This is a genomic window from Amycolatopsis sp. NPDC043889 (genome assembly GCF_056435645.1).
In genome coordinates, this window is sequence record NZ_JBWKEC010000004.1 from 1 (window position 1) to 26,034 (window position 26,034).

The window sequence follows — 26,034 nt, forward strand, 5'->3', positions numbered from 1 at the left end:
CTGGCTACCGGAAACCCAGGGAGTGACTCTCTGGTTTGGGGGGGGTTTGGTTCGGTTTTTCGGGGCGTCTGGTTTTTTTCCCCCCCCCACCCCCCCCCCCACGACCACCCGGACAAGAGCGCGGACTGTCCCTAAATGGGGCGCAGCAGGTCGTCCGCGTCCACGATCCGGTACGCGTACCCCTGTTCCGCCAGGAACCGCTGCCGGTGCGCCGCGTACTCCGTGTCGACGGTGTCCCGCGAGACGACCGAGTAGAAATGTGCCTGCCGCCCGTCGCCCTTGGGCCGCAACAGCCGTCCGAGCCGCTGCGCCTCCTCCTGCCGCGAGCCGAACGTCCCGGAGATCTGGATGGCGACCGACGCCTCCGGCAGGTCGATCGAGAAGTTCGCGACCTTCGAAACGACCAGCGTCCTGATCTCGCCGCGACGGAAAGCGTCGAACAGTTCTTCGCGTTCCTTGTTCCGCGTCGCGCCCTGGATCACCGGCGCGTCGAGTTCGTCGCCGATCATCTCCAGCTGGTCGAGATAGGCCCCGATGACCAGGGTCGGCTCGCCGGGATGCCGGTCGACCAGCGATTTGATCACCTTGGTCTTGGTGTCCGCGGTCGCCGCCAGCTTGTACCGCTCCTCGGCTTCGGCCGTGGCGTACGCGAGCCTCTCGGCGTCGGTCAGCGTCACCCGGACCTCGGTGCATTCCGCCGGCGCGATCCAGCCCTGCGCCTCGATGTCGCGCCACGGGACGTCGTATCGCTTCGGGCCGATCAGGGAGAACACGTCACCCTCGCGCCCGTCCTCGCGCACCAGGGTCGCGGTGAGCCCCAGCCGCCGCCGCGACTGCAGGTCCGCGGTCATCCGGAACACCGGCGCGGGCAGCAGGTGGACCTCGTCGTAGACCACCAGGCCCCAGTCCCGCGAGTCGAACAGGTCCAGATGCTTGTACTCGCCCTTGGTCTTGCGCGTGACCACCTGGTATGTCGCGATGGTGACCGGCCGGATCTCCTTCTTCTCCCCGGAGTACTCGCCGATCTCCTCCTCGGTGAGCGAGGTCCGCGCGACCAGCTCCCGCTTCCACTGCCGTCCGGCGACGGTGTTCGTCACCAGGATCAGCGTGGTCGCCTTCGCGTGCGCCATGGCCGCGGCGCCGACCAGCGTCTTGCCCGCGCCGCACGGCAGCACGACGACGCCGGACCCACCCGCCCAGAACGCCTCGGCGGCCTTGCGCTGGTAGTCCCGCAGTTCCCAGTCGACCTCGGCTAGGTCGATCGGGTGCGCCTCGCCGTCGACATAGCCGGCGAGGTCTTCCGCGGGCCAGCCGACCTTCAGCAGCGCTTGCTTGAGCCGCCCGCGCTCGGAGGGGTGCACGACGACGGTGTCCTCGTCGATCCGCGCGCCCAGCATCGGGCTGATCTTCTTGTGCCGGAGGATCTCCTCCAGCACCGCGCGGTCGATGGTCGACATCACCAGGCCGTGCGCCGGATGGTTCGCGATCTGCAACCGCCCGAACCGCCCCATCGTGTCCACGATGTCGATGAGCAGCGGCTGGGGGACGGGGAAGCGCGAGTACGTCGTCAGCGCGTCGACGACCTGTTCGGCGTCGTGGCCCGCCGCGCGGGCGTTCCACAACGCCAGTGGCGTGATCCGGTAGGTGTGGACGTGCTCGGGCGCGCGTTCCAGTTCGGCGAACGGCGCGATGGCGATCCGCGCGTCGTCGGCCTGGCTGTTGTCGACCTCGAGGAGCACGGTCTTGTCGGACTGGACGATCAGCGGGCCATCGGTCACATCGTCCTTTATACGTTCCGGCCACACCGGCTCCCGCCGCGGCACCGCTGGTGGAAGGATATGCGGCAGGTGACTGGAGGGGACCTTGACGACTACACCGACCGGCGGGACACCCGAGTACGACCCGTTCAACGCGCCCGCGCCGCTGCCCCCGATGCCGGAGGCGGCACCGCCGACGCCGTTCCCCAAGCCGCCGCCACTGAGCGTGCTGGCCAAGGCCTCGATCGTGCTGGGCGTCGTCGCCGCGCTGGGCCTGGGGAGCCTGGTCGCCTTCGGGCTCTCGCAGTCGAGCAGGTTCACCAAGGTCGAGGCGGGCAAGTGCCTGTATCTGACCGACGAGGCGGGCGGAAACCAGAGCTACACGACGGCCAGCTGCTCGTCGAATCGTGCGACCTTCCGTATCGACGAGGTGCGGACGGGCTCGTCGGACTGCCGTAGTGCCGACTACATCCAGTTCGAGCTGTACGGGGGTTCGTCGAGCAAGAGGGCGGAAAAGACACTCTGCCTCGCGCTGAACGTCGAGAGCGGGGACTGCCTGCGCGACGTCGTGCACGAGACGCGGATCGCGAAGGTTCGTTGCAGCGACATCAGCGCGGAGGCGCGCGCGGTCGTCACGCGGGGATCGTCGGAGTACGCCTGTTCGTCGGAAGACACCGCCCTGCACTACACCGGGCCGCCCGAGCGCACGGTGTGCCTCAGGCCGACCGGCGAAAATATCTAGCAGTCAGGCGAAGCCTGTCCGTTGAGGGTGGCGGCGGGGCGGGGTCCGGGTTAGGGGTGCGCCACCATCGACTGCACGTCGAGCCGCGCGCCGAGCAGGCCGGAGTTGTGCATCAGGTCGGCGACGCGTTGCAGCCGGATGCCGTTGAGGGAGACCGGGTACGTCCCGAGCGAGATCAGCGACGCCGTGGTCCGGTCGATGTCGGAGAACGACGGCAGCGCGTCGCGGACGACGGCCGGGTCGGCCGCCCGCACCTGCGCTTCGCCGAGCACCTTCCGGAACGCCGCGAGCGTGCGGGCGTTGGCCTGGCCGAAGGCTCCCGTCGAAACGTAGGACGACATCGGGAAGTCCAGTGTCGCGCCGCGGGCGCCGTCGGCGAGGATGCTCGCCCCCAGCTCCTTCTCGGCCCTGGTGATGTACGGCTCGACCATCCACGCGGCATCGACCTCGCCCGCCTGCAACGCCTGGGGCATCCGGTCGAACGGGTGCTGCTTGAACTGGATCCGGTTCACGTCGACGCCCGCGGTCCCCAGTACCGAGCGGGCCGCCAGCACGCCGACGTCGTCGAGCATGTTCACCGCGATCTTCGGTGACTTCTTGAGCGTCGGCTCGGTGTATTCGGAGCCGGGGAGTGTGACGAGCGCCATGGTGTTGCGGCCGGCGGTGTACGCCTCGCCCTGCAACTGGAGCGCGGTCCCGGCCGCGGAGGCGCGGAAGATCGACACGTCGCTCGCGAACGCCAGGTCGATCTCGCCCGCGGCGAGCTTGCCGATCGCCTGATCGGCGGGAACTTCGACGAGGGTCACGGAAAGGCCGGCCGCGGTGAATTTCCCGTCCGCGACGGCGACCCGCAAGGGGGCCGTGTCGATGGGGTTCCCGACGCCGATGCGCAGTTCCGTCCGTTCGAGTGGCGCGTCGGTGCTTGCGTCACCACTGGAAAACACTCCGCAACCTGCGGTCGCCAGCAGCGCCGCTACCAGCGGAATCGCCAAGACGCGCATCTTCGTCACCGCTCACCTACCGAGAGAATGTGCTCCTGCTTCTGGATCGTATGGTCCGCGCCCCATACGATCGCCTGGGGGAGGCGCCCCGATGGCGCGGCTTTCGATCGTTCCCGAACCTTGTTACTCTACAGTAGGTTCGGGCTTTCGTCCCCGATGTCAGCCATGGGAAAGGGTCCCGTGGTGGGAAAAGGAAACCAGGTGGCCCGTCGCGACAAGCGTCCCCGTGGGGGCGACGCGGCGGAACGGCATCCTCGTGTCGGCGGACGCTGGCGGCTGCGGAACTGGCACCTGCGTACCAAACTCTTCGTGGTACTCCTGATTCCCGCCCTCGCGGTGGTCGCCCTCGTCGGGCTCCGGGTCAACTCCGACCTGCGGGACGCGAGGCAGCTGGCCGAGTTCGCCACCCGCGGCCGCGTCGACAGCACCGTCGCCGAGGCCGTGCACCAGCTCCAGCGCGAACGAGACCTCACCGTCCGGTTCGTCGCCGGCGATCGCAAGGGCGACCTTTCCGAACTGACCGAGCAGCGCAAGCGCGTCGACGAGGCCATCGGCACGTTCGACCGCACGCTCGGCGAGAGCAAGAGCAGGCTCGGCGGCAAGACCGCGACCAGCCTGCAGCAGACCAGCGACCGGCTGCGCGTGCTGACCGGGCTCCGCTTTTCCGCGGAACACTCCGCTTTTCCCGCCGACGCGGTGCTCCGCTCCTACAGCGACCTGATCTCCGGTCTGCTCGACATCAGCGATTCCACCGCCGCCGACGTGTCCGACCCGGATCTGGGGAAGCTCCGCCTCGCGGGTAACGCGCTCGCGCGGGTCAAGGACCAGATGTCGGTCAAACGCGCGATCATGGCGGCCGCGCTCGCGCAGGGCGGCCTCAACCGGGACAGGACCCGTGCGCTGCTCGGCGCGGAGGCCGAACTCGCCGCCGCCCGCAACGACTACCGCACGTTCGCGACCCCCGAACAGCAGCGGATGTACGACGACACGGTCATCGGCCTGATCGTCGACATCGGCAACGACATGGTCGAATCGGCGCTCATCCGCGCGGAGAACGATCAGGGGCTCGGCGGGCTGGATCCGAACCAGTGGGACACCTCGGCCACCTACACGGTGAATCTGGCCCACCAGGTGCAGCAGGCGCTGCTCGTCCAGCTTCAGGAACGCACCGACTCCCTCGCGGCGCAGGCGAGGACGTCCGCGATCTGGGACGGCGGCATCGTGCTCGCCGTGCTGGTCGTCGCCGGGGTGCTCTCGGTGATCATCGCGCGTTCGCTGCTGCGGCCACTGCGGATCCTGCGCCGCAGCGCGCTGCATGTCGCCGAACACCAGCTGCCGGCGGCCGTCGAAGGACTGCTGAGCGACCCCGAACCGCAGCCGGAGAACCTGCGGCGGCGGCTGGCCGTCGCTCCGGTGCCGGTGTTCAGCCGCGAGGAACTCGGCCAGGTGGCGCGCGCGTTCGACGCGGTGCACGGCGAGGCCGTCCGGCTCGCCGGGGAACAGGCCATGCTGCGGGAGAACATCAACGCGATGTTCGTGAACCTGTCGCAGCGGAGCCAGGATCTCGTCGAACGGCAGTTGTCCGTGCTGGACCGGATGGAAGCCGACGAACAGGATCCCGACACGCTCGCCGGGCTTTTCGAACTCGACCATCTCGCGACCCGGATGCGCCGCAACAGCGAGAACCTGCTGGTGCTGTCCGGAACCGACGTCGTCCGTGAGGACGGTGGCGCCGTCGTCGCCGACGAGATCATCGGCGCCGCGCTCTCGGAGGTCGAGCACTACCAGCGGATCGAACTCGGCCCGGCGCCGAGGATCGCGGTACGCGGCGAGGCCGTCAACGATCTCGTGCACGTGGTCTCCGAGTTGCTGGAGAACGCGGCCCGCTATTCGGATCAGAGCACGATGGTGCAGGTCGAGGGTCACGAGACCGACCGCGGGGAATGGCAGATCGAGATCACCGACCACGGCGCCGGGATGCCGCAGGCGGAGATCGACCGCACCAACGCGCGGCTGGCGAACCCGCCGGACGTCGACGTCGAAGTCTCCCGGCGGATGGGCCTGTTCGTGGTCGCGACGCTGGCGATCCGGCACCATATCGACGTCCGTCTCCGGTCCGCCGACGGCGGCGGGATCACCGCGGTGGTCGTCGTGCCCGCCGAGCTCATCGTCGAAGCGCCCCGGCCCGCCCCGATGCCGGAACCCGTGCCCGTCACCGTCGTCGTCCCGGAGCCGGAACCCGAGCCGCCGCTGGAAGTCCCGCCGCTGCCCGAGCCGGAGGAGAGCGCCGAGGAGTCGCGGTTCGCGCCCGTGCTGGACCCCGGCCCGCTGCGGCGCGCTCCCGTCGTCGAGCGCGAGACCCAGCCGGAATGGCCGTCTTCGGACGACGACGCCGTCAACCATCTCGAACTGGATTCGCCGACCGAGCGGATGCCCAAGTACCAGAGCGTGCTTTCGCAGTGGTTCGACCACGGCGGCCCGCGCGAAGGGCCTTCGCCCGCGGAACCCGGCCCGCCTTCCTTGCCTTCGTTCGAGCCGGTCAAGAACGCCGTGCCCGAGGAACCCGCGCAGGATCCGGACGAGCCGACCGAACCGACCCTGAAGCCGCTGGAGCCGAAGGAAAAGGAGCCGGAACCGGCTTGGCCGACGCCCGCCGAGCTGGAACAGGAAGACGGGGCGGAGGAGACCTGGCCGGTGCTGCCCGCCGTCGTTCCCGAGGCCCGGTCGCAGGACGACAGGCCGGAGAAGCCGCGAGGGGAGAGGCCGATACTCTCACTTTCCCCCGAAGCGGTCCGCGAACGGATGACCAGCCTGCAAGGCGGATTCCGGCGCGGTCGCCACGCCAGGGGTGACGACAACCCCTCGGATTGAGCGAATGTGCGGAGCTGCGATGTACCCGGAAGGCGACCCTGAGCTTGAACCCGCCTCCGCCGAAGGCTCCGCCATCGCGGCGGCAGGGCGCCCTGCCAAGCCACCGCGACGCACCCCTCGCGACCGCGCCGTGGCGACGCGATCGCGGCCGCGGGTTCACCGACAGACACTGAGCGAATTGGAAGGTCCATGACCCCGAAAACCGGCCTGCTGGAAGTGATCGCGCTGACCGCGGTGGACGCGGAGCGCGCGCAGGAGGGCGGGGCCGATCGCCTCGAACTGGTCAGCGACATGGCCAGCGACGGTCTCACCCCGTCGGTCGAGACGGTGCGCGACGTGCTCGGCGCCACCGATCTCCCGGTGCGGGTCATGCTGCGCGACAACATGTCCTTCGCCGCCGGTGACCTCGACGGGCTGCGTGCGGACGCGGTGCGCCTGATCGACGCGGGCGCGCGGGAGTTCGTCTTCGGTTTCCTGGACCTGGAAAGCGAAATCGACGTCGAAGCCTGCGAGGCGCTGGTCAAGGAGCTCGACGGGCTGCCGTGGACCTTCCACCGCGCCATCGACCGCGCGCGGGATCCGTTGCGCGCCTACGACCAGTTGACCGGCCTCGGCTGCGACACGGTGCTCGCGGCCGGGCATCCGCACGGCGTCGCGCACGGGCTTTCGGTGCTGCAGCGGCTCGCCCGGCGTGAGGACGGGCCTCGGTTGCTGGTCGGCGGCGGCCTGCGGGCGCAGCAGGTGCATCTGCTGCGGGCGGGCGGGGTCGGCGCGTTCCACGTCGGCGGCGCGGTCCGCCCGGGCGGCTGGGAGTCCGATGTGGACGCCGCCGCCGTTCGCGAGTGGGCGGCGCTGGTCAAGGAGTAGGCCCCGAACGCCGGTACCGCGCGGCGCGCCGTCTCGCTCCGCATGCCGTGAAGGCCTCCTTCCCTACCCTCAAGGTAGGCAAGGAGGCCTTCACTCCATTCGCGACCCCCGTACCGAAGCCGTGAACACGGGGTCAGGTCCAGACCACACACGGTGATACGAGGTTGCATCTTCAACTATCCGGTACCGACCAGATAGCGTGTGGCCATGGCTACCCGCACCGTACGTGACGCGACCAGGGAACTGCTGCGCGATCTGGGCCTGACCACCGTTTTCGGCAATCCCGGTACGACCGAGATCGCCTTCCTGACGGAATGGCCCGACGACTTCACCTACGTGCTCGCGCTCCACGAGGCGTCCGTCGTCGCGATGGCCGACGGGTACGCCCGCGCGAGCAGGCAGGCGGCGCTGGTGAACCTGCATTCCGCCGGCGGGGTCGGCCACGCGCTCGGGCATATCTTCACCGCGTACCGCAACAACGCCCCGCTGATCATCCTGGCGGGCCAGCAGACCAGGTCGCTGCTGCCGGACGATCCGTTCCTCGGCGCCGTCGAGGCGGCGAACTTCCCCAAGCCGTACGTGAAGTGGAGCTGCGAGCCCGCCAGGGCCGAGGACGTCCCGGCGGCGCTGGCGCGGGCGTACCACATCGCGACGCAGGCGCCCATGGGTCCGGTGTTCGTCTCGGTGCCGGTGGACGACTGGGACGTCGAGACCTCGAAGCCGGTCGTCTCCCGGCCGCGGATCCCCGGCTTCGCGCCCGATCCGTCCGCTTTGGACGAACTGGTGTCCGCCTTGGACGCCGCCGAACGCCCGGCGATCGTGGTCGGCCCCGGTATCGACGGGGAAGGCGCCGTGCCGGACGTCGTCGAACTGGCCGAGAAGGTGGGCGCCGGGGTCTGGGCGCCGCCGATGGGAGCGCGCTGCTCGTTCCCCGAGGACCACCCGCAGTTCTTCGGATTCCTGCAGCCGGAACGGAAAGCGCTCGCGAGCGCGCTGACCGAGCACGATCTCGTGGTCGTCATCGGCGCTCCGGCGTTCACCTACCACGTGTACCGGGGCGAGTCGGAAACCGCGCTGCCGCCGCTGTTCCTGGTCAGCGACGACGAGCAGATCCTCGCCAGGGCCGCGGAAGGCACCGGCATCCGCGCGACGCCGAAGCTCGCGATCCGCGCGCTGCTGGATCGCGCCGCGCCGCGGGAAGCGCCGAAACCCCGTACCAGGCTGGAAAAGCCCGCCGCGGTCACGCCGATCACCCCGGCCTACGCCTACTCCGTGATCGCGGAAGTCTTGCCGGACGACGCGATCGTCGTCGAAGAGACCCCGAGCCACCGCAACGAACTGCACGACCACCTGCCGATCAAGGCCACCGACACCGGTTTCCTCACCGTCGCCAGCGGCACCCTCGGCTACGGCCTCCCGGCCGCCGTCGGCGCCGCGCTGGCCCGCCCGGACCGCAAGGTCGTCGCGATCCTCGGCGACGGGTCGAGCATGTACTGCGTCCAGGCACTGTGGACGGCGGCGCAGCACAACCTGCCGGTGACGTTCGTGATCTTCGACAACTCGCAGTACGCCGCCGTGCGCATCCTCGGCGAGGCGGCTGGCGGCGAGAAGGTGCCGGGCGTCGACCTCGGCGGTATCGATTTCCCCGCGCTGGCGAAGAGCCTGGGGCTGCGGACGTCGGTCGTCGAGAAGGCCGAGGACCTCAAGCCGGCGCTGGAGGCCGCGCTGCCGGACGAGCGGCCGCATCTGGTGCACGTCCGCATCGACGCGAACCCGCGCACGCTGTACTGAACCACTGGGGCCGTCTTGCCCCATCCGCGCATGCGATGAAAGGTCCTTTCCTTGCGAAATTCGCAAGGAAAGGACCTTTCATCGCATGTGTCAGGAGCTTTTCGCGCGCGCCTCGGACTCGGCGGCGGCGTCGGCCGCCTCCTGCTGCGCCAGCTCGTACTCGGCCGCGTCCGAAGCCGCGGTGACGGCTTCGGGGGCACCGCCGTGCAGCAGCCGCGCCACCTCACCGCGCAGCGTCACGAACTCCGCCGACTCGCGCGTGGTGATCTGGTCCCGTTCCGCGGGCAGCCCCACCGGCAGGTCCGCGACGATCTTCGCGGGCGACTTCGACAGCACCAGCACCCGGTCCGAGAGGTAGACGCTCTCGTCGATGTCGTGCGTGACGACGAGGACCGTGCTCCCGTTCTCGCGCTGAACGCGCCGAGTCAGGTCTTCGAGCTCGAACCGCGTCTGCGCGTCGACCGACGCGAACGGCTCGTCCATCAGCAGCAGTGCGGGACGGCTGGCCAGCGCCCGCGCGATCGACACACGCTGCTGCATACCGCCCGAGAGCTGCCACGGGAACTTCGAGCCGACCCCGGACAGACCGACCGACTCCAGCGCCTCCTGCGCCCGCGTGCGGCGCTCCGAGCGGCTCAAGTTGCGCCACCGCAAGGGGAACTCGACGTTCTTCGCGACCGAGAGCCAGGGGAACAGCGAGCGGCTGTAGTCCTGGAACACGACGGCCAGATCCTCCGGCACCCCGGAGACGTCGTCGCCGTGCAGGCTGACGCGGCCGGACGTCGGCTTGATCAGCCCGGCGATGCAGCGCAGGAGCGTCGACTTGCCGCAGCCCGACGGGCCGACGATGCTCGCGAGCTGTCCCGCTTCGACGGTGAACGACAGGTCGTTGACCGCGACGTGCGCCTTTTCTCCCGCGCCGTACCGGTGGTTCAGCCCGGAGACTTCGAGCATGGTTGACATCTTGCTGACCCTTCGAAAGAACTAGAGACGGCCGTTGCGGGTGGGCTGCCAGCGAAGCACTCTCTGCTCCACCGCGAGGAAGGCCGCGTTGAACCCGAAGCCGAGGAGCCCGAGCAGGACCAGCCACGACCACATGAGCGGGAAGTCGAACGCCTGCTGGGCGTCCATCAGGGACCGGCCGATGCCGTTGTAGGAGCCGACCAGTTCCGAGATCACCATCAGCAGCAAGGAGATGGACAGGCTCAGCCGCAGGCCCGCGAAGATCTTCGGCCCGGCGGCGGGCAGCACGATCGAGCGGACCCAGTACGACCGGGGAGTCCGGAACGACTTCGCGGTGTCGATCTTCACCTGGTCCACCGACCGGACGCCGTCCACGGTGTTGAGCAGCACCGGCCAGATCGCGCCGAAGATGATCGATCCGGTCTGCATCCCCGGCCCGAGTCCGAAAAGGACGATGAACACCGGGATCAGCGCGGGCGGCGGCACCGAGCGGAAGAACGCGAACAGCGGCCCGACGTAGTCCATCCCGGTCTTGGACCGTCCCAAGAGGACACCCAGCGCGACGCCGAGGGCGCCGGCCAGCAGCCAGCCGCCGAGCGTCCGGCCGAGGCTCGGCAGGACGTTGTCGAACACGGTGTCGGTCAGGAACAGCTGGGAGGCCGGACCGGTGAACCACAGCTTCACCGAGGCGGACAGGATCTCGGTCGGTGGCGGGAAGAACGGGCTTTCCGAGAGCCGGGTCGCGAGCTCCCAAATCCCGAGCAGGGCGAAGAACAGCAGCCAGTTGCGGACCAGGATGCCGATACCCCGGCCAACGCGCCTGCCGACGCGGCTGGTCAGCGTGAGGGTCGTCACGAGACCGCCTCCCGGTCGACCGTGCTCCAGCGGAACGCCCGCCTGCCGATCATCTCGAGCCCGCCGTTGATGAGGAAGCCGAGCGCGCCGACCACCACGGTGCCGGCGAGCACGAGGTCGAACCTGGTGGACCCGGTGCTGGCCTGCATGATGAAGTTGCCGATGCCGAGTTTGGCGCCGGCGAGGAACTCGGTACTGACCACCGCGATCAGCGCGATGTTGGCGGACAGCCGCACCCCGGTGAACACGAACGGCGCGGTATGCGGCAGCGCCACCGACGTCAGCGTCCGGAACTTGCTGGTACCGCATGCCTTCGCGGTCTCCTGCAGCACGGGGTCGATCTCGCCGAGCGCGTAGATCGTGTTGAACATGATGGGCCACAACGACGCGTACACGGCCAGCGTGATCTTCGCTTCGGGGCCGCCGCCGATCAGCAGGAGCACCAGCGGGATCAGCGCGACGGCGGGGATCGGCCGCAGGAACTCGATGACCACCGCGGTCGCGGTGCGCAGGCCGGGGATGCTGCCCAGCAGCAGACCGGCGGGCACGGCGATGGCGACCGCGATCAGCAGGGCGATCGCCCATGCGAGGAACGTGGCGATCAGATCCCGGATGAACTGGGTCTCGCCGAACTGCTCGAAGATCGTCACGAGGACGACGGACGGCGGGGGGAGGAACTCTTTACGGACCAGGCCGGCCTGGACGATCACTTCCCAGACGAGGAAGAAACCGGCCAGACCGGCCAGGGCACGGAGAAGTCGTGGCACCTTGACCTTTATCCAGCTTGAGGGGCGAGCATCGGAGCGGCGTCGAGCTTGGCCGTGATCACACCGGTCTGCAGCAGCAGGTCCGGTACGCGCTGCAGGCGACGGGCGTCCAGTGTGGACCCGAACGTCGGCAGCGTGAGCAGTGAAGCGGTTTCGGCGTCGACCTTGGCGTACTTGACGATGAGGGGTTCGATCTTGGAGCGGTCGGCCGAGTCGCGCACGGCCTTGCCCAGTGCGCGCTGGAACGCGGCCAGCGTCTTGGGGTTCTTGTCCACGAAGGAGCCGAGCGCGCCGAAGCCCGCCAGAGGGAAGTCCTGGGTGGCGCCGGTCGAGATGTCGACGACCGGCGTCGCGCCGACGACCTTGGAGGCCTGGGTCAGGAACGGCTCGGGCAGGTAGCCCGCGTCGACCTGGCCCGAGGAGAGCGCCGCGGCGATGTTCGGCAGCTGCATGGGCACCCACTGGACCTTGCTGGTGTCCACGCCGTGGTCCTTCATCACCGAGACGGTGAGCAGGTGGGAGGCGGTGTTCTTGTCGGTGATCGCGATCTTCTTGCCCGCGAGGTCGTTGATCGTCTTGACCGGCGAGGTCGGCACGGTGACGACCGCGTTGCTCTTGGGGCTGGCCGAAACGGAGTCGGCGACGAGCCGGATGTCGGCCGCGCCCTTGCTCTTCGCGACGAAGAACGGCATGTAGGTGGAGAAGGCGATGTCGACCTCGCCACCGATCATCTTGGTCATCGCCTGCTGGCCACTGGGGGCGTCGACCGCTTCGACCTCGAGACCTTCGGCCTTGAAGTAGCCGCCTTCCTGCGCCAGCCGCAGCGGCGCGAGGTCGACGACGGGCAGCAGGGCCACCTTGATCTTCGGCTTCTCCAGCCCGCCTTCGCCACCCGACGCCTTCGACGTGTCCTCGCCGCCGAGTGCGCCGCAGGCGCCCAACGTGGCCAGCATGAGCGCGCTCAGGGCGACGCCGACGGCACCCCGTCCTCTACGTGCACCGTTCCTGCTCATGGCGTTTCGAAACAAAGCCAGCTCCTCGGAAACAATGAATCACCGTTGGGTTTTTTCATCCGTGTCGTGGCTTCATTCCGCCAGGCACGCGGTCACCTTAGAGATTTGCCCACCTGCTCACAATGGGTGTCGTGAGCGGGTGATCATTTTAGGCCATTCGCCCGATCGCTTGATCACCCGCTTGGACAACATTACTTTCAGTGATCGAATTCCGCGTGGATGGGCAATTCGGAGTAACCGCGAGTCATCAACTCGTGGTCTGCGTCGCGATCATCGGGCCGACGTCGATCTTGCTCTGGATCGCGCCCATCTGCAGCAGCAGGTCCGGGACCCGCTGGATGCGGCGGGGGTCCAGGGTGGACTGGAACGTCAGCAGCGTGGTCAGCGCGGCGGTGTCCTGGTCGATCTTGGCGTACTTGACCAGCAGCGGCTCGATCTTGGAGCGGTCCGCCGCGTCCCGGGTGGCCTTCTGCATGGCGCGCTGGAAGGCGGCCACGGTCTTCGGGTTCTCCGAGACGAACTTGCCGAGCGAGCCGTAACCCGCGGTGGGGAAGTCCTGGGTGGCGCCGGTGGCGGTGTCCACGACCGGGACGGTGCCCGCCTGCTTGGCGGTCTGGGTGATGAACGGCTCGGTCAGGAAGCCGGCGTCGATGTCGCCGTTCTTCAGCGCGGTCCCGACGTTCGGCAGCGGGATCGGCACCCACTGCACCTTGCTGGCGTCGACGCCGTGGTCCTTCATGACCGACTTGGACAGCGTGTCGGACACGGTGTTCGGCGCGGTGATGCCGATCTTCTTGCCCGCCAGGTCGCTGACGCTCTTCACCGTCGACGTCGGCAGGGTGACCAGCATCGTGCTCTTCGGACCGGCGGAGGAGGCGTCCGCGACCAGCTTGATGTCGGCGGTGCCCTTGCTCATCGCGATGAAGAACGGCGTGTAGCTCGCGTACGCGATGTCGACCTCGCCGCCGATCAGCTTGGTCAGCGAGACCTGACCGGTCGCGGCTTCCACCGCCTCGACGTCGAGGCCTTCGTTCTTGAAGTAGCCGCCGTCCTGGGCGAGGCGAAGCGGAGCCAGGTCGATGGTCGACATGACGGCGACCTTGATCTTCGACTTCTCGAGGTTGCCCGAGCCGCCGGAAGAGGATGAATCGTCTCCGCCGAGGAGGCCGCAGCCGCTTACCGATACCGAAACGATGGCCGCCATCGCGAATGCGAGGGCTCCACGCCGGCCCCGGCTGACGCTCAAGGCCTTCTTCGAGCTTGCAGAGCCAAGCAAGTGGTGCTCCTGATCGAGGGGGAGGACACGTGATGACGTGGCCTGATGTGGAATTCGGAAGTGACTCTTTGTCTCAAGTCAGGGCTCACTGTAGAGAAGACGCACTGTGCTCACAATGGGTGGTCATCCCATGATCCCAAGTGGTAACGATCACCCGAACAGGTTGTTTGTCAAAAGTGAACACAACTGGGCGTGTTCGCGCCGGGGACTTGTTGACAACTGAGCGCCCACGGGTCAAGACCCGTCCGGGGCTTTCTCGGAGGTCTTGACCGAAGGGTTACATCTGGGCCGCCCGTTCGCTACCCTCATGCACCGGTAGTGAGGTGTGGACCACTGATGTAGTGAAAGAGAGTGCCTTGGATGGCCGAACGCTCTGGACCTTTCCCGAGGTGCAAGGCACTCTGTGTTGAACACGGTGAACACGTCCGTGCTTCACTGGTGCGCGCCCGCGCACTGGCGGGTTAGGCCGAACAGACCAATGGCACCGAGCAGGGTTTCGGTCAAGTGCACTTGAGAGATCGCTTCAAAGAAGACTTCCTCATTCGGATGAGTGGATACTCACGCCGTGCGTGTCCCTCCCGGGTGACGGGAGCGTGCGGGTAGTGGTCTCCGACAACCGACCCAGACAGCAGCAGTACGGCCAGCTCGAGAACGGCATGTCCAAAATGGGCTTTCCCGGCCCGAATGAAGATGATGGTGGTGCGGCGGTGCCGAACGAAGACACCGCGGGGGTGGGAGGGGCCCCTGCGCGGGAAACCGGAGACGGTCCTGGCGGGAAGGCCGGGTCGTTCCTGGGCCTGCGTAACTGGCGTCTGCGATCGAAGCTCGCGGCCGTCCTGATCATTCCGACGCTGACCGCGCTCGCGCTCGGCACGCTGCGCGTGATCGACGACAGCAGCGAGGCGGCCCGGTTCCAGGACACCGCCGATCAGGTCGCGTTCGCCGACAAGATCACCCTCGTGGTGCACGAGCTGCAGAGCGAACGCGCGCTCGCGGTCGCCAAGATCGCCTCCGGTGACCCGTCGCGCCAGAACGGTCTCGACGCGCAGATCGCCAAGGTCGACCGCGCCGTCGACGACCTTCGGGCTTCGGCGAACCAGATCAACCCGGACGATCAGGACACGAGGGACCGCTACTCGCGTGGTCTGCAGCGGCTCGACGCCCTGCGCCCGCTGCGCGGCGCGATGAACACCTCGCTGCTGGGCGACACCCCGGTCCTCATCGCGTACTCCAACATCCTCGACTCGCTGGTCCAGCTCGGTCGCGAGGTGACCACCGCGGTGGCCAACCGCGACGTGCTCCGGCTCGGCGTGACCGTGCAGGCCATCAGTGAGAGCAAGGAGTTCATCGCCCGCGGTGACGCGGCGCTGCTGATCGCCTCCTTCCGCTCCGGGTTCCCCGGCGACCTTTTCGACCAGGCCCGCTCGGCGGTCGCGAGCGGCGATGCCTCGACGGCGGCCTTCGTCGCCAACGCCAGCCCCGAACAGCGGCAGCTCTACTCGGACACCTTCTCCGGCCCGGAGGTCGACGACCGCCGCCGGATCACCACGATGGCGTTCTCGCTGCACCAGCAGAACGAACCGCCGTCGATCGACAACGTCGCGCTCGGCAACGACAGCCGGGTCGCGCTGGACAAGCTGCGCGCGGTCGAGACCAACCTGCTCGGCCAGCTGCGGGCACAGGCCGACAGTTTGGCCACCGACGCGATCAACTCGGCCTGGATCGGCGGCGCGATCGTGCTGCTGGCCCTGCTCGCGGCGCTGTTCCTGATGCTCGTCATCGCCCGCCTAATGCTGCGCCCGCTGCGGGTGCTGCGGAAGACGGCGCTCGACGTGGCCTACACACGACTGCCGGAAACCGTGCAAGCGATCCTGGACGACCCGGACCCGGTCAACGCCTCGAAGCGGTCGGTCGAACCGGTGCCCGTCACTTCGCGTGACGAGATCGGTGAAGTGGCGCGGTCGTTCGACGTCGTCCACGAACAGGCTGTCAAGATGGCCGCCGAGCAGGCCCTCCTGCGCGAGAACGTCAACGGCATCTTCGTGAACCTGTCCCGCCGGTCGCAGCGGCTGGTGGAACGCCAGCTGGGCGTCATCGACCGGCTCGAGGCCGACGAGCAGGACCCGGACCACTTGGCCAGCCTGTTCGAACTCGACCACCTCGCCACGCGGCTGCGCCGCAACGGTGAAAGCCTGCTGGTGCTCTCGGGCGCCGGTCTCGCGAAGTCGGTGCCCAAGCCGGTGCCCGCCGCCGACGTCATCGGCGCCGCGGTCTCGGAGATCGAGCAGTACGCCCGGATCGAGATCGGGATCGTCCCCGAGGTCGCCGTCCAGGGCCTGACGATCCACGACCTCGTGCACGTGCTCGCGGAACTGCTGGACAACGCCACCTACTTCTCCGAGCCGGAGACGAAGGTGACCGTCCGCGCGGTGATCACCCGCAAGAAGGCGCTCGCCATCCAGGTCACCGACCACGGTGTCGGCATGACCGAGGAGCGGCTCGCCGAGGTCAACCAGCGGCTCGCCGACCCGCCGGACCTGGACGTCTCGGTGACCCGGCGGATGGGCCTGTACGTGGTCGCGCGCCTGGCGCGCCGCCACGGCATCGAGGTCCGGCTGCGGGAGAACGAGGACATCGAGGGCGGCGTGATCGCGCGGGTCGTCGTGCCCGCCGAGCTGCTCACGCAGATGCGGCCCGGTGTGCGCAACACCCCGCCGCCGGCGAACCGCTCGGAAACGTCGATGCCTTCGATGCCGTCGGTGTCCGAGATGTCGACCTCGCTGCCGAACATCCCCGCTTCCGACCGCGGTCTGGAGATGACCCCGCCGCCGCCGTCGAAGCCCCCGGCTTCGCAACCGGTCGCGCAGCAGGGCGGGCTCGTCCCGCTCGACCAGCCGATCAGCCTCGACGACCTGGTCGCGGGCAAGAACGCGGCCGGGCCGTTCCTCAGCCCCGCGACGCCCGCCGAGGAGACCCCGGCGTGGCCGACGGCCGAAGACATCTCGCCCGCCAACGGCGACGGCGCCTCCAGTGGCACCGAGACGCAGTTCGCGTCGCTGGTGCTGCCGAAGCGGGAACCGAAGTACACCCCTGTCGAGCCGCAGAACAAGCCGGAGGACTCTTCGGACGCCGGCAAGTCGGCGCTCGAAGACGACGTGCCCACCCGGCGGCTGCCGATCTACCAGTCGGTGCTCTCGCGCTGGTTCAGCGAAGGCGACGAGGCCGGGGCTGACAGCCCGACCACCTACACCGAGCCGGTCGAGTCCGACACCGCCGCGCGGACCCGTAACGGTGACGCCGAAGTGGAGGAACCCGCCGTCGGGGACACTGGAGACGCTTCCGGAGAGGCATTGCCCACTCGGACACCGCGGAGTGTTCCGCCGGAGACGGTGCTCCAGGACAATGGCTGGCGCAGCGCGTCGGACGACGGCTGGCAGGCGGCGCAGGTCCTGTACGAAGATCGGAACGACGAGATCACCCCGGCGGGCCTGCCCAAACGGGTGCCGAACCAGTACCTCGTCCCCGGCTCGATCGGCGGGAACGAGCCGAAGAAGGAAGACTCGTTCGCCGACAAGACCTCCGGAATGCCGGGAACGGGTGCGATCGCCCGCTCGGCGACGGCGGCGCGGAGTCGGATGGCAAGCTTCCAGAAGGGCTACACGTCGGGACGGCACGCGTTGAAGGAACGCCCGCTCGATGCGCTGGATGACAACGGCGTTCCGGTGACTGGCAGGGGTGCGGGTTCCCCTGCCGATGACAGCAGTAAGGAGTGACAGTGACACGGGCGGGTGCGATGCAGCCGGGTGGTCCGGCGCAGCCTGGCGGCCAGGCGCAGGGTAAAGGACACACGAGCAGCTTTGCCTGGCTGATCACGGATTTCGTGCACCGGGTCCCGGGCGCGGCGCATGCCGTGGTGGTGTCGGCGGACGGGTTGCTGCTGGCCTCCTCGAAGGGACTTCCCAAGGACAGGGCCGATCAGCTGGCCGCCGTCGCGTCGGGGCTCACGAGCCTCGCCCGCGGTGCGGCGAAGGTGTTCGAAGGTGGCACGGTCGCGCAGACGGTGGTCGAGATGGCCAACGGCTTCCTCTTCCTGATGTCGGTGTCCGACGGGTCCTGCCTGGCGGTCCTCGGCTCGCCGGAGAGCGACATCGGCCTGGTCGTCTACGAGATGACCCTGCTGGTGGAACGGGTGGGGCAACAGCTGACACCGGAGATGCGCGCGCAGCTGCAGGGCGCGTCGGTCCGCCGCTGAGCGACCGGGAACCGAGGAGAATGCCGTGGACGACGGGCGCTTGAGGGGCGATGGCCGGCTCGGTGACGACTTCTCCGGCGGGTGGTCGGAACGTGACGACGGCCGGGAGGACTGGACGTCCTTCCGGGACCGGGTCGACCGCGAATGGCGATCGCGGCGGGCACAGGGGCCGGACAACGACCCTGTCTCCCCGGACGAGGCCTCCCGCTGGCTGACCGATTCGAACGCGGGTCAGGGACCCGCCGATTTCAGCGTTTCGGACTACCGGGAACGCCTCCTCGGCGGCCCCGGGGCGGAACTGTTCGGTGGTGGCAGCGGTCCGCTGTACGACTCGGGCGAGTTCGCCAAGTTCTCCTTCGACAAGGAGGAGGAGCGCCGGTCGGCGGCGGCCGCCGCCGACCCGCTCGCCGCGGCACTGCCGCAGCAGGCGCAGAACGAGTACGTCGACGAGCAGTACACCACCGACGTCGAATCCTCCGGCCTGGTCCGGCCGTACTTCCGCACGCGGGGCCGGACCAAGCCGACGTACGACCTTGCCATCGAGGCGTTGATCTCGACCAGCGAACAGGGACGTGTGCTCGACCGGGTACGCGTCCCCGAACACCGGTCGATCTGCGACCTTTGCCTGGACACCCGGTCCGTCGCCGAAGTCGCGGCGCTGCTGCGCCTGCCGCTCGGCGTGGTCCGGGTGCTGATCGGAGACGTGGCCGGCCTCGGTCTGGTCCTGGTGCACACCGCCAGCCAGAACGTGGGTGACCGGCCGAGTATCGAGTTCATGGAGAGGGTGCTCAGTGGGCTTCGGAGAATTTGACTCCGACGCGAATGCGCCGCAGGTGACCGGACCGACTTCGTCGGCCAAGATCGTGGTCGCTGGCGGATTCGGCTCGGGGAAGACCACGCTGGTCGGAGCGGTTTCGGAGATCGATCCGCTGACCACCGAGGCCATGATGACCGAGGCCAGTACCGGCGTCGACGACAATTCGGCCACCCCGAACAAGTCGACGACGACCGTGGCCATGGACTTCGGGCGGATTTCGCTGGACTCGGACCTGGTGCTGTACGTGTTCGGTACGCCGGGCCAGCACCGGTTCTGGTTCATGTGGGACGACCTCGCGGTCGGTGCCATCGGTGCCGTCGTGCTGGTCGACACGCGGCGGCTCGCCGACGCGTTCCCGTCGATCGACTTCTTCGAGAACCGGAAGCTGCCGTACGTCGTGGCGATCAACTGCTTCGACCGGCTGCTGCACCACCAGATCGAGGACGTCCGGCACGCGCTGACGATCTCCCCGTCCGTGCCGATCATGGCCTGTGACGCCCGGGAACGTGAGTCCGCCAAGCAGGTGTTGATCTCGGTCGTGCAGCACGCCATCGCACACGATTCGGCGTTGCGCGCCGGCTAAAAGGGACGAAAGCCCGGAGCGGATGCGGCCGTTGGAGTGAACTCGGCAGGCTTCACCCGCTTCGGGGAGTGGCGTCAGCAGCCGGATCGACCGTGGGGCGACCCCTTTCACTCGATCCGGCGCCGGCGCCACCCGTTCGAGCGACCGTAACGCCGATGACCTGCGCGGACGCCGGTTCACGCCTGGGCGCACCCGGCCACCACGGGGTGACCCACGAATGCGTGGTTCGCGATGGGTCGACGCGGTGAGCGGCTGGACGTTCACGTTCGGTTAACGCCGTTGGCCGGGTGGCGGACTCGACACGATCGACGGGACGAATACGCTGGGTGGAGGCGTCTTTCGGCTCGACGGTCCCGGGATCGGTGCAGGTCGGCGGGAGACGCCCGGACCACGCCGCCCAGGTGGTCTTGAGCAGCGAGGAGGGACTTGTGACGGCATCCGGGCAGCAAAGCTCGTTCGGCTGGCTCATCACGGATTTCGCGCGCCGGGTTCCCGGTGCGGCGCACGCCGTGCTGGTCTCAGCGGACGGGCTTCTCCTCGCGCCGTCGGACGGACTGCCGCAGGAACGGGCCGAACAGCTGTCCGCGGTCGCCTCCGGGCTGATCAGCCTCACCGCCGGCGCGGCGCGCTGCTTCGACGCGGGCGGGGTCAACCAGACCGTCGTCGAGATGGAACGCGGTTACCTCTTCCTCATGTCGGTCGCCGACGGCTCGTCACTCGCCGTGCTGGCCGCGCCGACCTGTGACATCGGCACCGTGGCCTATGAGATGACCCTGCTCGTCGAGCGGGTCGGCCAGCAGATCACGCCCGAGCTGCGCGCGCAGCTCCAGGGCGGCGTACGTGGGTGACCGATGAAGATCACCGGATTCACCGAACCGGAACCGTCCGGCTGGGACTCCCTCTACCAGGGCACCGAACGCGAAGCCTTCGATTCGCCGAGCCGCTTCGAGCTGAGCTCGATCAGCACGGTGATGCCGCGGCGCCCGGCCGTGCCGACGGAGCCGCCTCCCGCGCCTCCGTCGATGCCTTCGCCGATCCGTCAGTCGCGGCCGCGTCCCACGCCCGCTGACGTCGCACCCGCTTCGGTCTATCTGCCGACTTCGGGCTCCCGGGTCCGGCCCTACACCCGCACCGGCGGGCGCACCCGCACCGCGCACGACCTGGCGCTGGAGGCGCTGGTGTCGACCAGCGAGGACGGCCGCCGGTACCGCGGCGTGCGGACTCCCGAGCACCGCCAGATCTGCGACCTCTGCCTGGACACCCGGTCGATCGCGGAGATCGCCGCGCATCTGCGGCTGCCGCTGGGCGTGGTGAAGGTGCTCGTGGGCGACATGGCGGACGCCGGGCTGGTGCTGATCCACCAGACGGAGCTGATCCTCGGCGACTCTTCTTCGCGGGCTTTCATGGAGCGGGTACTTCAGGGCCTTCGCGCCCTCTGACCCGCAGCCAACCCGTGGTTGCATGACGTGACGTAAGATCACGCGATGTCATCAAGGGGCCGGTTCCCGATCCGTGCGTTCGGTGACGAATCCTTCAAGGAATCCGACGTCGACGGGTTCTCCGTACTTGCCGCGGCTGTCTTCGACCGAGCTGTACACGACGAGGTCCGTACTGTCATGTCGGAGCTTCGAGGCCGGCGGCGTATCCCGAAACTCCACTGGAACGAGATGGATCCGGCGGAACAAGAGGCCGCCGTCAAAGACCATCGCCGATCTCGACGGATTTCACCTCGTCGCGGTCGGCTCCCCGGTACCCCGTCGACGACAGGAACGTGCTCGTGCCCGTTGCCTTCGGCGCTTGGTGCTCGAACTCGCCGCGTTCGACGTGGAGACGCTCGTGCTCGAATCACGCACGGCCACGCTGGACGTCCGAGATGTCGAGACGGTCAAGGGTGCCAGATTCGATCTGCCCAAGGGCACCGCGTTCCGTGTCGCTCACGAGAGAGGCAAGGACGAACCGCTGCTCTGGGCTGCGGACATGGTCGCCGGAGCGATCAGGGCCAGGAAGGACGGGCGCCCCGGCTATCGGCGGTTGATCGAGGACCTCGTGTACGAGATAGCCGTCGAGACGAATTGTTGAGCGGACACGCGTAAGGCCAGGGTCCCGGTCTGCCCCGGGTGCACCTGGCCTTGCGACTCGCCTGACGTCCGCGACGTCACGCTCCGAACACAGTGTAGATCAGTCATCGCCGTAAAGCACGGCGCGGAGGCTCATGCCGCCATCCGGTCCGCGCTGCATCCGGTCGGGATCGGGACGCCGGTGCCCCCTGCCCGCATTTCGTCCTCTAAATGCGCTCTGGTGCAGCGGGTTGGGGACATCAAGCGTCCAGGACCGAAGACCAGCCGTCACGCATTCAGAGGACTAAACGCGCGGTGTGGTCAGTCTTCGACGAGGGCGGCCGACGTGATCCGGTGCAGCGGGTAGCGCTCGTTGTCGGTCCCTTCGAGGACCCCGCCGCCGACTCGCAGCGGCCGGACCACCCGCTGGCTCGCCGTCCCGCGTGAGTCGACGAACCCGATCCACACCTCACGGCGCTCGATGGTCGCCTGGGACAGCAGCGCCAGCGTCGCGGACGTGTCCCCGGCGCCGCCACCCTGCGGCGCGCGCACCGTCTCGCCCCGGCGGCGTGCCGAAGCCGCGTCGCCGGCCCGGACGTGCGCGACGATCTTGCCGACCTGCTCGTCGGTCAGCCCGGCAGGCTCGCCAGGCGCACGACGCGCGGCACGCGCCTTCGCGGGCAGGCGACGTCCAGACGGCCTGATGTCCATGACGCGTCCGTCGGGCCCTTCGGCGGCCGGGGCGAACCCGGCGGCGCGGAGCGCGTCGAGGACTTCAGCGAGCGGGTACGCGCTGATGAGCACCGTCGGCGCGATCATCCGCAAGCCGTACTCGGTCGCGACGGGGCTGCCCATCACCTCGGCGAGCAGCGACGCGTCGTCGCACCGAAGGAACGACTCGGCGGCCCCGCCGCGCAGCCGCCCGTGCCGCCGGGCGACGTCGTCGATCAGGTAGCTCAGCGATTGCGGCACCGGCGTCGCCGACCGTGTCGAGAACAGCTGGTGCAGCTCTCCCGCGGTCCGCCCGGTGTCGAGCGCGCGCCGCACGGACGTCTCGGTGATCCGGTAGACGGTCGCGTGCCCGGCCGATTCGATGTCGGCGACGGCGGTCATCTCGGCGGCGAGTTCGGCCTCCAGCGGCCCGGGCGCGACCACGGTCAGGTCGGCCTGGACGAGGACGTGGTCCACCGGACGCGGCAGCGCGTCGATCATCGCCTCGACCGCTCCGGGCCTGTCTTCGGCCAGCAGCGCCCGTGCCGCCGTGGTGAGGCCGCCGAGCCCGATCAGGCCGAGCGCCGCCCCCTCGGCCATCGTCCAGCGCACGGTCTCGTCGCGCAGCCGCCCGCCCCGCCGCGGCGCGCGCCAGGCGAGCGCGGCGACCAGTTCGTCGGTGCTCTTCACGCCCGCGCCCTCGGGAAGAGCGGCCAGGGCGAGCAGGATCCGTCGCCGCGACGTGGGTGCCAGCGGACGGCGCAGGTCCTCCGAAAGCGGCGCGATCGGCTTGTCCTTCGCGTCCCGCCCGCCGGCGAGCCCGGGCAGCCGGGGCAGTTCGAGCCAGGCCTGGGCGATCGTCATCCAGCGCTGCGCGGTCGGCGACGCGAGCCACGAATCCGTGAGCGTCGTCGGCACCCATTCCGGCGTGGTCGCTTCGCTGTCGGCCACCAGCCCGGCGCCGACCGCGATCTCCGCGAGCAGGGTCACCCGTGTCTCGTCGACGTCGAGATCCTTGGCGAGCTTCTTGAGCTCGCGGACCCCGAGACCGCCGGACTTCAACACCGGCGGTGGCGTCTCCGACCACGCGCGAAGCATGCTTTCGTTCTGGCGCAAGAACTCCATCGCCTCACCGGCCGCCGTCGTGTCCACTGTGGACGGCTGATGCGGATGTGTGGGGAGTTCCGGTTCGCGCAGTGACGCCGGGTCGAACACCGACCCGCCGCGCAGCGCGATCCCGATCTCGCGCGGCAGCTCGACGGTCTGGTCGTCCCGGCGCAGCAGAAGGCCGCGCGCGAGCAGGCGCTGGACCGGGTTCTGTGCCCGCTCCAGCGGGACGTCGGCCGCCGCGTCACGGGTCCGGCCGATCGGCGGCCCGGCCGCAAGCGTCGTCAGTAGGGCGCGTTCGTCCTCGCCGACCTCCGCGAGCGCGGCCTCGATATCCGCTCCGGCGAGCGAGGGCGACGACGACCCGAGCCCGGCGGGGAAGGGGCCGAGCGCGTCACGGGCCGACGGCGGGACGCGCAGCGCGTCGTCCTCACCCCAGACCAGTGCCCGCTTGCGCAGCAGCGCCAGTGGCTCGCCGAGCTCCTTGCCCACGAGCCGCGCGACCTCGGCCGCGGCGACCGGTTCGGTGTCCGCCCCGGCCAGCAGCAGGGCGTCGAGGACGGCGAGCGTGAAGGTGTCGAGGTCTTCGCAGGCGCGCGCGACGGAGCCCGGCGTGCCTGCCCGGGTGGCGAGCACGATGGTGTCGGACGGGGGCGGCGTCGACAGGTCGCGACGCGTGCGCAGCAGTGCCGCGAGAGCGTCGTCGGACTCCTGGCGCAGCCAGTCCGCCAGGGAGGGCGCGGGCATAGAGGACCAGGATACCGGGCGGGTGGTGGCCCGGCAGCCGCGTTCGGGCAGACTGTCCCCCGAGAACGCTTGACCATGCTCTGGAGGACGTTGTGGCGAAGGGCGATAACAAGAAGCGCGCGGGCATCGACCCCACGTGGCCCGGTGAAGACGGGGAGCACCCCGTCACCGAGCTCGCGTCCGATCGGCAGGGCGCGCTGTCCCCGTTCGGCGACGTGACCTTCCCGCTCGAGAGCGTGCCTTACGTGCACCCCGAGACCGAGATCAACCGGTAGAAAGTTACTGGTCAGTCACCCCCTGCGAGGGTTCGTGGCGGTCGTCACGGGAGTAGGTTTTCGATCGACCTATTCGAGCGTTCCTCAGCGGGGGTAGTGCCATGCCGGTTCCCGGTCCCGGATATTCGATCACCGTCCGGGTGGAGGCCCCCGCGTCGTCCACCGCGGCGGGTGATCTGACGACCGCCGTCGGCCGGGTCGGCGGCGTGCTGACCGCGTTCGACGTCGTCGAGTCGCACCCCGACTCGATCGTCGTCGACATCAGCGCCAACGCCCTGTCGGAGAACCACGCGCAGGACATCACGCAGACCCTGGACTCGTTGCCGGGTGTCCGCGTGCGCAAGGTCTCCGACCGGACGTTCCTGATCCACCTCGGCGGCAAGATCGAGGTCAGCCCCAAGGTCGCGCTCCGCAACCGTGACGACCTCTCCCGCGCGTACACGCCGGGTGTCGCCCGCGTCTGCCAGGCGATCGCGGCGAACCCCGAGGACGCGCGCCGCCTGACCATCAAGCGCAACACCGTCGCGGTGCTCACCGACGGTTCCGCGGTGCTGGGGCTGGGCAACATCGGCCCGGCCGCCGCGCTGCCGGTGATGGAGGGCAAGGCGGCGCTGTTCAAGAAGTTCGCCGACGTCGACGCGTGGCCGGTCTGCCTGGACACCCAGGACACCGAAGAGATCATCATGATCGCGAAGGCGCTCGCGCCGGTCTACGCGGGCATCAACCTCGAGGACATCGCCGCGCCGCGCTGCTTCGAGATCGAGAAGCGCCTGCGTGAGCAGCTCGACATCCCGGTGTTCCACGACGACCAGCACGGCACCGCGATCGTCGTGGTGGCCGCGCTGCGCAACGCCCTGCGCGTGGTCGGGAAGAACATCGAAGACTGCAAGATCGTCGTCAGCGGCGTCGGCGCGGCGGGCTCGGCGATCATCCGCCTGCTGTTGCGCAAGAACCCGGGCGACATCGTGGCCGCCGACATCGACGGCATCGTGCACTCCGCGCGCGGCAACCTCGACGACAACCTCACCTGGATCGCCGCGCACACGAACAAGGAGCAGCAGGCGGGCACGCTGCACGAGGCGCTCGTCGGCGCCGACGTGTTCATCGGGGTCTCCGCGCCGAACCTGTTCGGGGCCGAGCAGGTCGCGACCATGAAGTCCGACGCCGTCGTGTTCGCGCTGGCGAACCCGGACCCGGAGATCGACCCGCTGGAGGCGCAGAAGCACGCCGCCGTGGTCGCCACCGGCCGCAGCGACTTCCCGAACCAGATCAACAACGTGCTCGCGTTCCCCGGCGTCTTCCGCGGGCTGCTCGACGCGCAGGCGCACCACATCGACGACTCGATGCTCCTCGCGGCCGCCGACGCCATCGCGGACGTCGTGGACAACGGCAAGCTGAACGCTTCGTTCATCGTGCCGAGCGTGTTCGACAACGCCGTCGCCCCCGCGGTGGCGGACGCGGTGAAGAAGGCGGCGAAAGCTGCGAAGTCTGCCGAGCGCTGACGAAAACCCGCCGAAGGGGCGCCGGTTCCGCATCCACCTCACGGTGGGAGCGGAGGGCGCCCCTTCATCGTGTTTCCGTG

General features: G+C 69.0%; 21 protein-coding genes. 13 read left to right on the forward strand and 8 right to left on the reverse strand.

The window, feature by feature from the left end; genetic code table 11:
- Positions 1-131: 131 nt before the first annotated feature.
- Entirely contained in the window at positions 132-1,778 is a 1,647-nt protein-coding gene (locus AC0685_RS10210; protein WP_478225242.1) for a DNA repair helicase XPB, read from the reverse strand.
- Between the two features lie 85 nt (positions 1,779-1,863).
- Between AC0685_RS10210 and AC0685_RS10215 the strand changes: the two genes are divergently transcribed.
- Positions 1,864-2,499 carry an LppU/SCO3897 family protein gene (locus tag AC0685_RS10215; RefSeq protein ID WP_478225243.1) on the forward strand — a complete coding sequence of 212 codons (636 nt, stop codon included), beginning with the start codon at positions 1,864-1,866 and terminating at the stop codon, positions 2,497-2,499.
- A gap of 50 nt (positions 2,500-2,549) precedes the next feature.
- On the opposite strand, the gene AC0685_RS10220 is transcribed toward AC0685_RS10215, so the two are convergent.
- Positions 2,550-3,509 (reverse strand): ABC transporter substrate-binding protein, encoded by a 960-nt coding sequence (locus AC0685_RS10220; RefSeq protein ID WP_478225244.1) that lies wholly within the window; start codon positions 3,507-3,509, stop codon positions 2,550-2,552.
- A gap of 192 nt (positions 3,510-3,701) precedes the next feature.
- On the opposite strand from AC0685_RS10220, the gene AC0685_RS10225 reads away from it, so the two are divergent.
- From AC0685_RS10225 to mdlC, 3 genes are all read left to right on the forward strand, one after another.
- Positions 3,702-6,371 (forward strand): sensor histidine kinase, encoded by a 2,670-nt coding sequence (locus AC0685_RS10225; protein ID WP_478225245.1) that lies wholly within the window; start codon positions 3,702-3,704, stop codon positions 6,369-6,371.
- Positions 6,372-6,560: 189 nt separating this feature from the next.
- Entirely contained in the window at positions 6,561-7,238 is a 678-nt protein-coding gene (locus tag AC0685_RS10230; RefSeq protein WP_478225246.1) for a copper homeostasis protein CutC, read from the forward strand.
- 207 nt (positions 7,239-7,445) lie between these two features.
- Positions 7,446-9,029, forward strand: coding sequence for a benzoylformate decarboxylase (gene mdlC, locus AC0685_RS10235; RefSeq protein ID WP_478225247.1), 1,584 nt, complete (start codon positions 7,446-7,448; stop codon positions 9,027-9,029).
- A 90-nt stretch (positions 9,030-9,119) separates the two neighbouring features.
- On the opposite strand, the gene AC0685_RS10240 is transcribed toward mdlC, so the two are convergent.
- The 5 genes from AC0685_RS10240 to AC0685_RS10260 all read right to left on the reverse strand — a co-directional run bounded on the left by AC0685_RS10240 (position 9,120) and on the right by AC0685_RS10260 (position 13,831).
- Positions 9,120-9,992, reverse strand: coding sequence for an ABC transporter ATP-binding protein (locus AC0685_RS10240; RefSeq protein ID WP_478225248.1), 873 nt, complete (start codon positions 9,990-9,992; stop codon positions 9,120-9,122).
- Positions 9,993-10,013: 21 nt separating this feature from the next.
- Positions 10,014-10,847, reverse strand: coding sequence for an ABC transporter permease (locus AC0685_RS10245; protein ID WP_478225249.1), 834 nt, complete (start codon positions 10,845-10,847; stop codon positions 10,014-10,016).
- Entirely contained in the window at positions 10,844-11,614 is a 771-nt protein-coding gene (locus tag AC0685_RS10250; protein WP_465431799.1) for an ABC transporter permease, read from the reverse strand. The genes AC0685_RS10245 and AC0685_RS10250 overlap by 4 nt, the downstream gene beginning before the upstream one ends.
- Positions 11,615-11,622: 8 nt before the next feature.
- The gene (locus AC0685_RS10255; protein WP_478225250.1) at positions 11,623-12,627 is read right to left on the reverse strand and encodes an ABC transporter substrate-binding protein; all 1,005 of its coding nucleotides are present in this window, start codon (positions 12,625-12,627) and stop codon (positions 11,623-11,625) included.
- A 247-nt stretch (positions 12,628-12,874) separates the two neighbouring features.
- Positions 12,875-13,831, reverse strand: a complete 957-nt coding sequence (locus tag AC0685_RS10260; protein WP_478225251.1) for an ABC transporter substrate-binding protein — start codon at positions 13,829-13,831, stop codon at positions 12,875-12,877.
- 728 nt (positions 13,832-14,559) lie between these two features.
- On the opposite strand from AC0685_RS10260, the gene AC0685_RS10265 reads away from it, so the two are divergent.
- The 7 genes from AC0685_RS10265 to AC0685_RS10295 all read left to right on the forward strand — a co-directional run bounded on the left by AC0685_RS10265 (position 14,560) and on the right by AC0685_RS10295 (position 21,634).
- The gene (locus AC0685_RS10265; RefSeq protein WP_478225537.1) at positions 14,560-17,676 is read left to right on the forward strand and encodes a sensor histidine kinase; all 3,117 of its coding nucleotides are present in this window, start codon (positions 14,560-14,562) and stop codon (positions 17,674-17,676) included.
- 20 nt (positions 17,677-17,696) lie between these two features.
- Positions 17,697-18,155 carry a roadblock/LC7 domain-containing protein gene (locus tag AC0685_RS10270; RefSeq protein WP_085939650.1) on the forward strand — a complete coding sequence of 153 codons (459 nt, stop codon included), beginning with the start codon at positions 17,697-17,699 and terminating at the stop codon, positions 18,153-18,155.
- A 25-nt stretch (positions 18,156-18,180) separates the two neighbouring features.
- On the forward strand, positions 18,181-18,966 hold the full coding sequence (locus AC0685_RS10275) for a DUF742 domain-containing protein (protein ID WP_478225252.1): 786 nt from the start codon (positions 18,181-18,183) through the stop codon (positions 18,964-18,966).
- Positions 18,947-19,555, forward strand: a complete 609-nt coding sequence (locus AC0685_RS10280) for a GTP-binding protein (protein WP_007033392.1) — start codon at positions 18,947-18,949, stop codon at positions 19,553-19,555. The genes AC0685_RS10275 and AC0685_RS10280 overlap by 20 nt, the downstream gene beginning before the upstream one ends.
- A gap of 428 nt (positions 19,556-19,983) precedes the next feature.
- Complete coding sequence (locus AC0685_RS10285; RefSeq protein WP_005156190.1) at positions 19,984-20,403, forward strand: roadblock/LC7 domain-containing protein; 420 nt, start codon at positions 19,984-19,986, stop codon at positions 20,401-20,403.
- Positions 20,404-20,406: 3 nt separating this feature from the next.
- A complete protein-coding gene (locus tag AC0685_RS10290) occupies positions 20,407-20,994 on the forward strand; it encodes a DUF742 domain-containing protein (protein WP_478225253.1) in 588 nt (195 codons plus the stop codon).
- 358 nt (positions 20,995-21,352) lie between these two features.
- Positions 21,353-21,634 (forward strand): hypothetical protein, encoded by a 282-nt coding sequence (locus tag AC0685_RS10295; protein ID WP_478225254.1) that lies wholly within the window; start codon positions 21,353-21,355, stop codon positions 21,632-21,634.
- 299 nt (positions 21,635-21,933) lie between these two features.
- Here AC0685_RS10295 and AC0685_RS10300 read toward each other — a convergent pair whose 3' ends face one another.
- Positions 21,934-24,177 (reverse strand): helicase-associated domain-containing protein, encoded by a 2,244-nt coding sequence (locus AC0685_RS10300; protein WP_478225255.1) that lies wholly within the window; start codon positions 24,175-24,177, stop codon positions 21,934-21,936.
- A gap of 92 nt (positions 24,178-24,269) precedes the next feature.
- Here AC0685_RS10300 and AC0685_RS10305 point away from each other — a divergent pair, with 92 nt between their 5' ends.
- Together AC0685_RS10305 and AC0685_RS10310 are read left to right on the forward strand one after the other, a co-directional pair.
- Positions 24,270-24,452, forward strand: coding sequence for a hypothetical protein (locus AC0685_RS10305; RefSeq protein ID WP_007033389.1), 183 nt, complete (start codon positions 24,270-24,272; stop codon positions 24,450-24,452).
- A gap of 101 nt (positions 24,453-24,553) precedes the next feature.
- The gene (locus AC0685_RS10310; RefSeq protein ID WP_340686551.1) at positions 24,554-25,954 is read left to right on the forward strand and encodes an NAD-dependent malic enzyme; all 1,401 of its coding nucleotides are present in this window, start codon (positions 24,554-24,556) and stop codon (positions 25,952-25,954) included.
- The last annotated feature ends 80 nt before the right edge of the window (positions 25,955-26,034 follow it).

Bases quoted from the DNA above. Each gene is read 5' to 3' on its own strand.
- AC0685_RS10255 (WP_478225250.1), bottom strand. From the start codon at position 12,627: ATGAGCAGGAACGGTGCACGTAGAGGACGGGGTGCCGTCGGCGTCGCC.
- mdlC (WP_478225247.1), top strand. From the start codon at position 7,446: ATGGCTACCCGCACCGTACGTGACGCGACCAGGGAACTGCTGCGCGAT.
- AC0685_RS10300 (WP_478225255.1), bottom strand. From the start codon at position 24,177: ATGCCCGCGCCCTCCCTGGCGGACTGGCTGCGCCAGGAGTCCGACGAC.
- AC0685_RS10265 (WP_478225537.1), top strand. From the start codon at position 14,560: ATGTCCAAAATGGGCTTTCCCGGCCCGAATGAAGATGATGGTGGTGCG.
- AC0685_RS10270 (WP_085939650.1), top strand. From the start codon at position 17,697: ATGCAGCCGGGTGGTCCGGCGCAGCCTGGCGGCCAGGCGCAGGGTAAA.
- AC0685_RS10290 (WP_478225253.1), top strand. From the start codon at position 20,407: ATGAAGATCACCGGATTCACCGAACCGGAACCGTCCGGCTGGGACTCC.
- AC0685_RS10230 (WP_478225246.1), top strand. From the start codon at position 6,561: ATGACCCCGAAAACCGGCCTGCTGGAAGTGATCGCGCTGACCGCGGTG.
- AC0685_RS10310 (WP_340686551.1), top strand. From the start codon at position 24,554: ATGCCGGTTCCCGGTCCCGGATATTCGATCACCGTCCGGGTGGAGGCC.
- AC0685_RS10240 (WP_478225248.1), bottom strand. From the start codon at position 9,992: ATGTCAACCATGCTCGAAGTCTCCGGGCTGAACCACCGGTACGGCGCG.
- AC0685_RS10260 (WP_478225251.1), bottom strand. From the start codon at position 13,831: ATGGCGGCCATCGTTTCGGTATCGGTAAGCGGCTGCGGCCTCCTCGGC.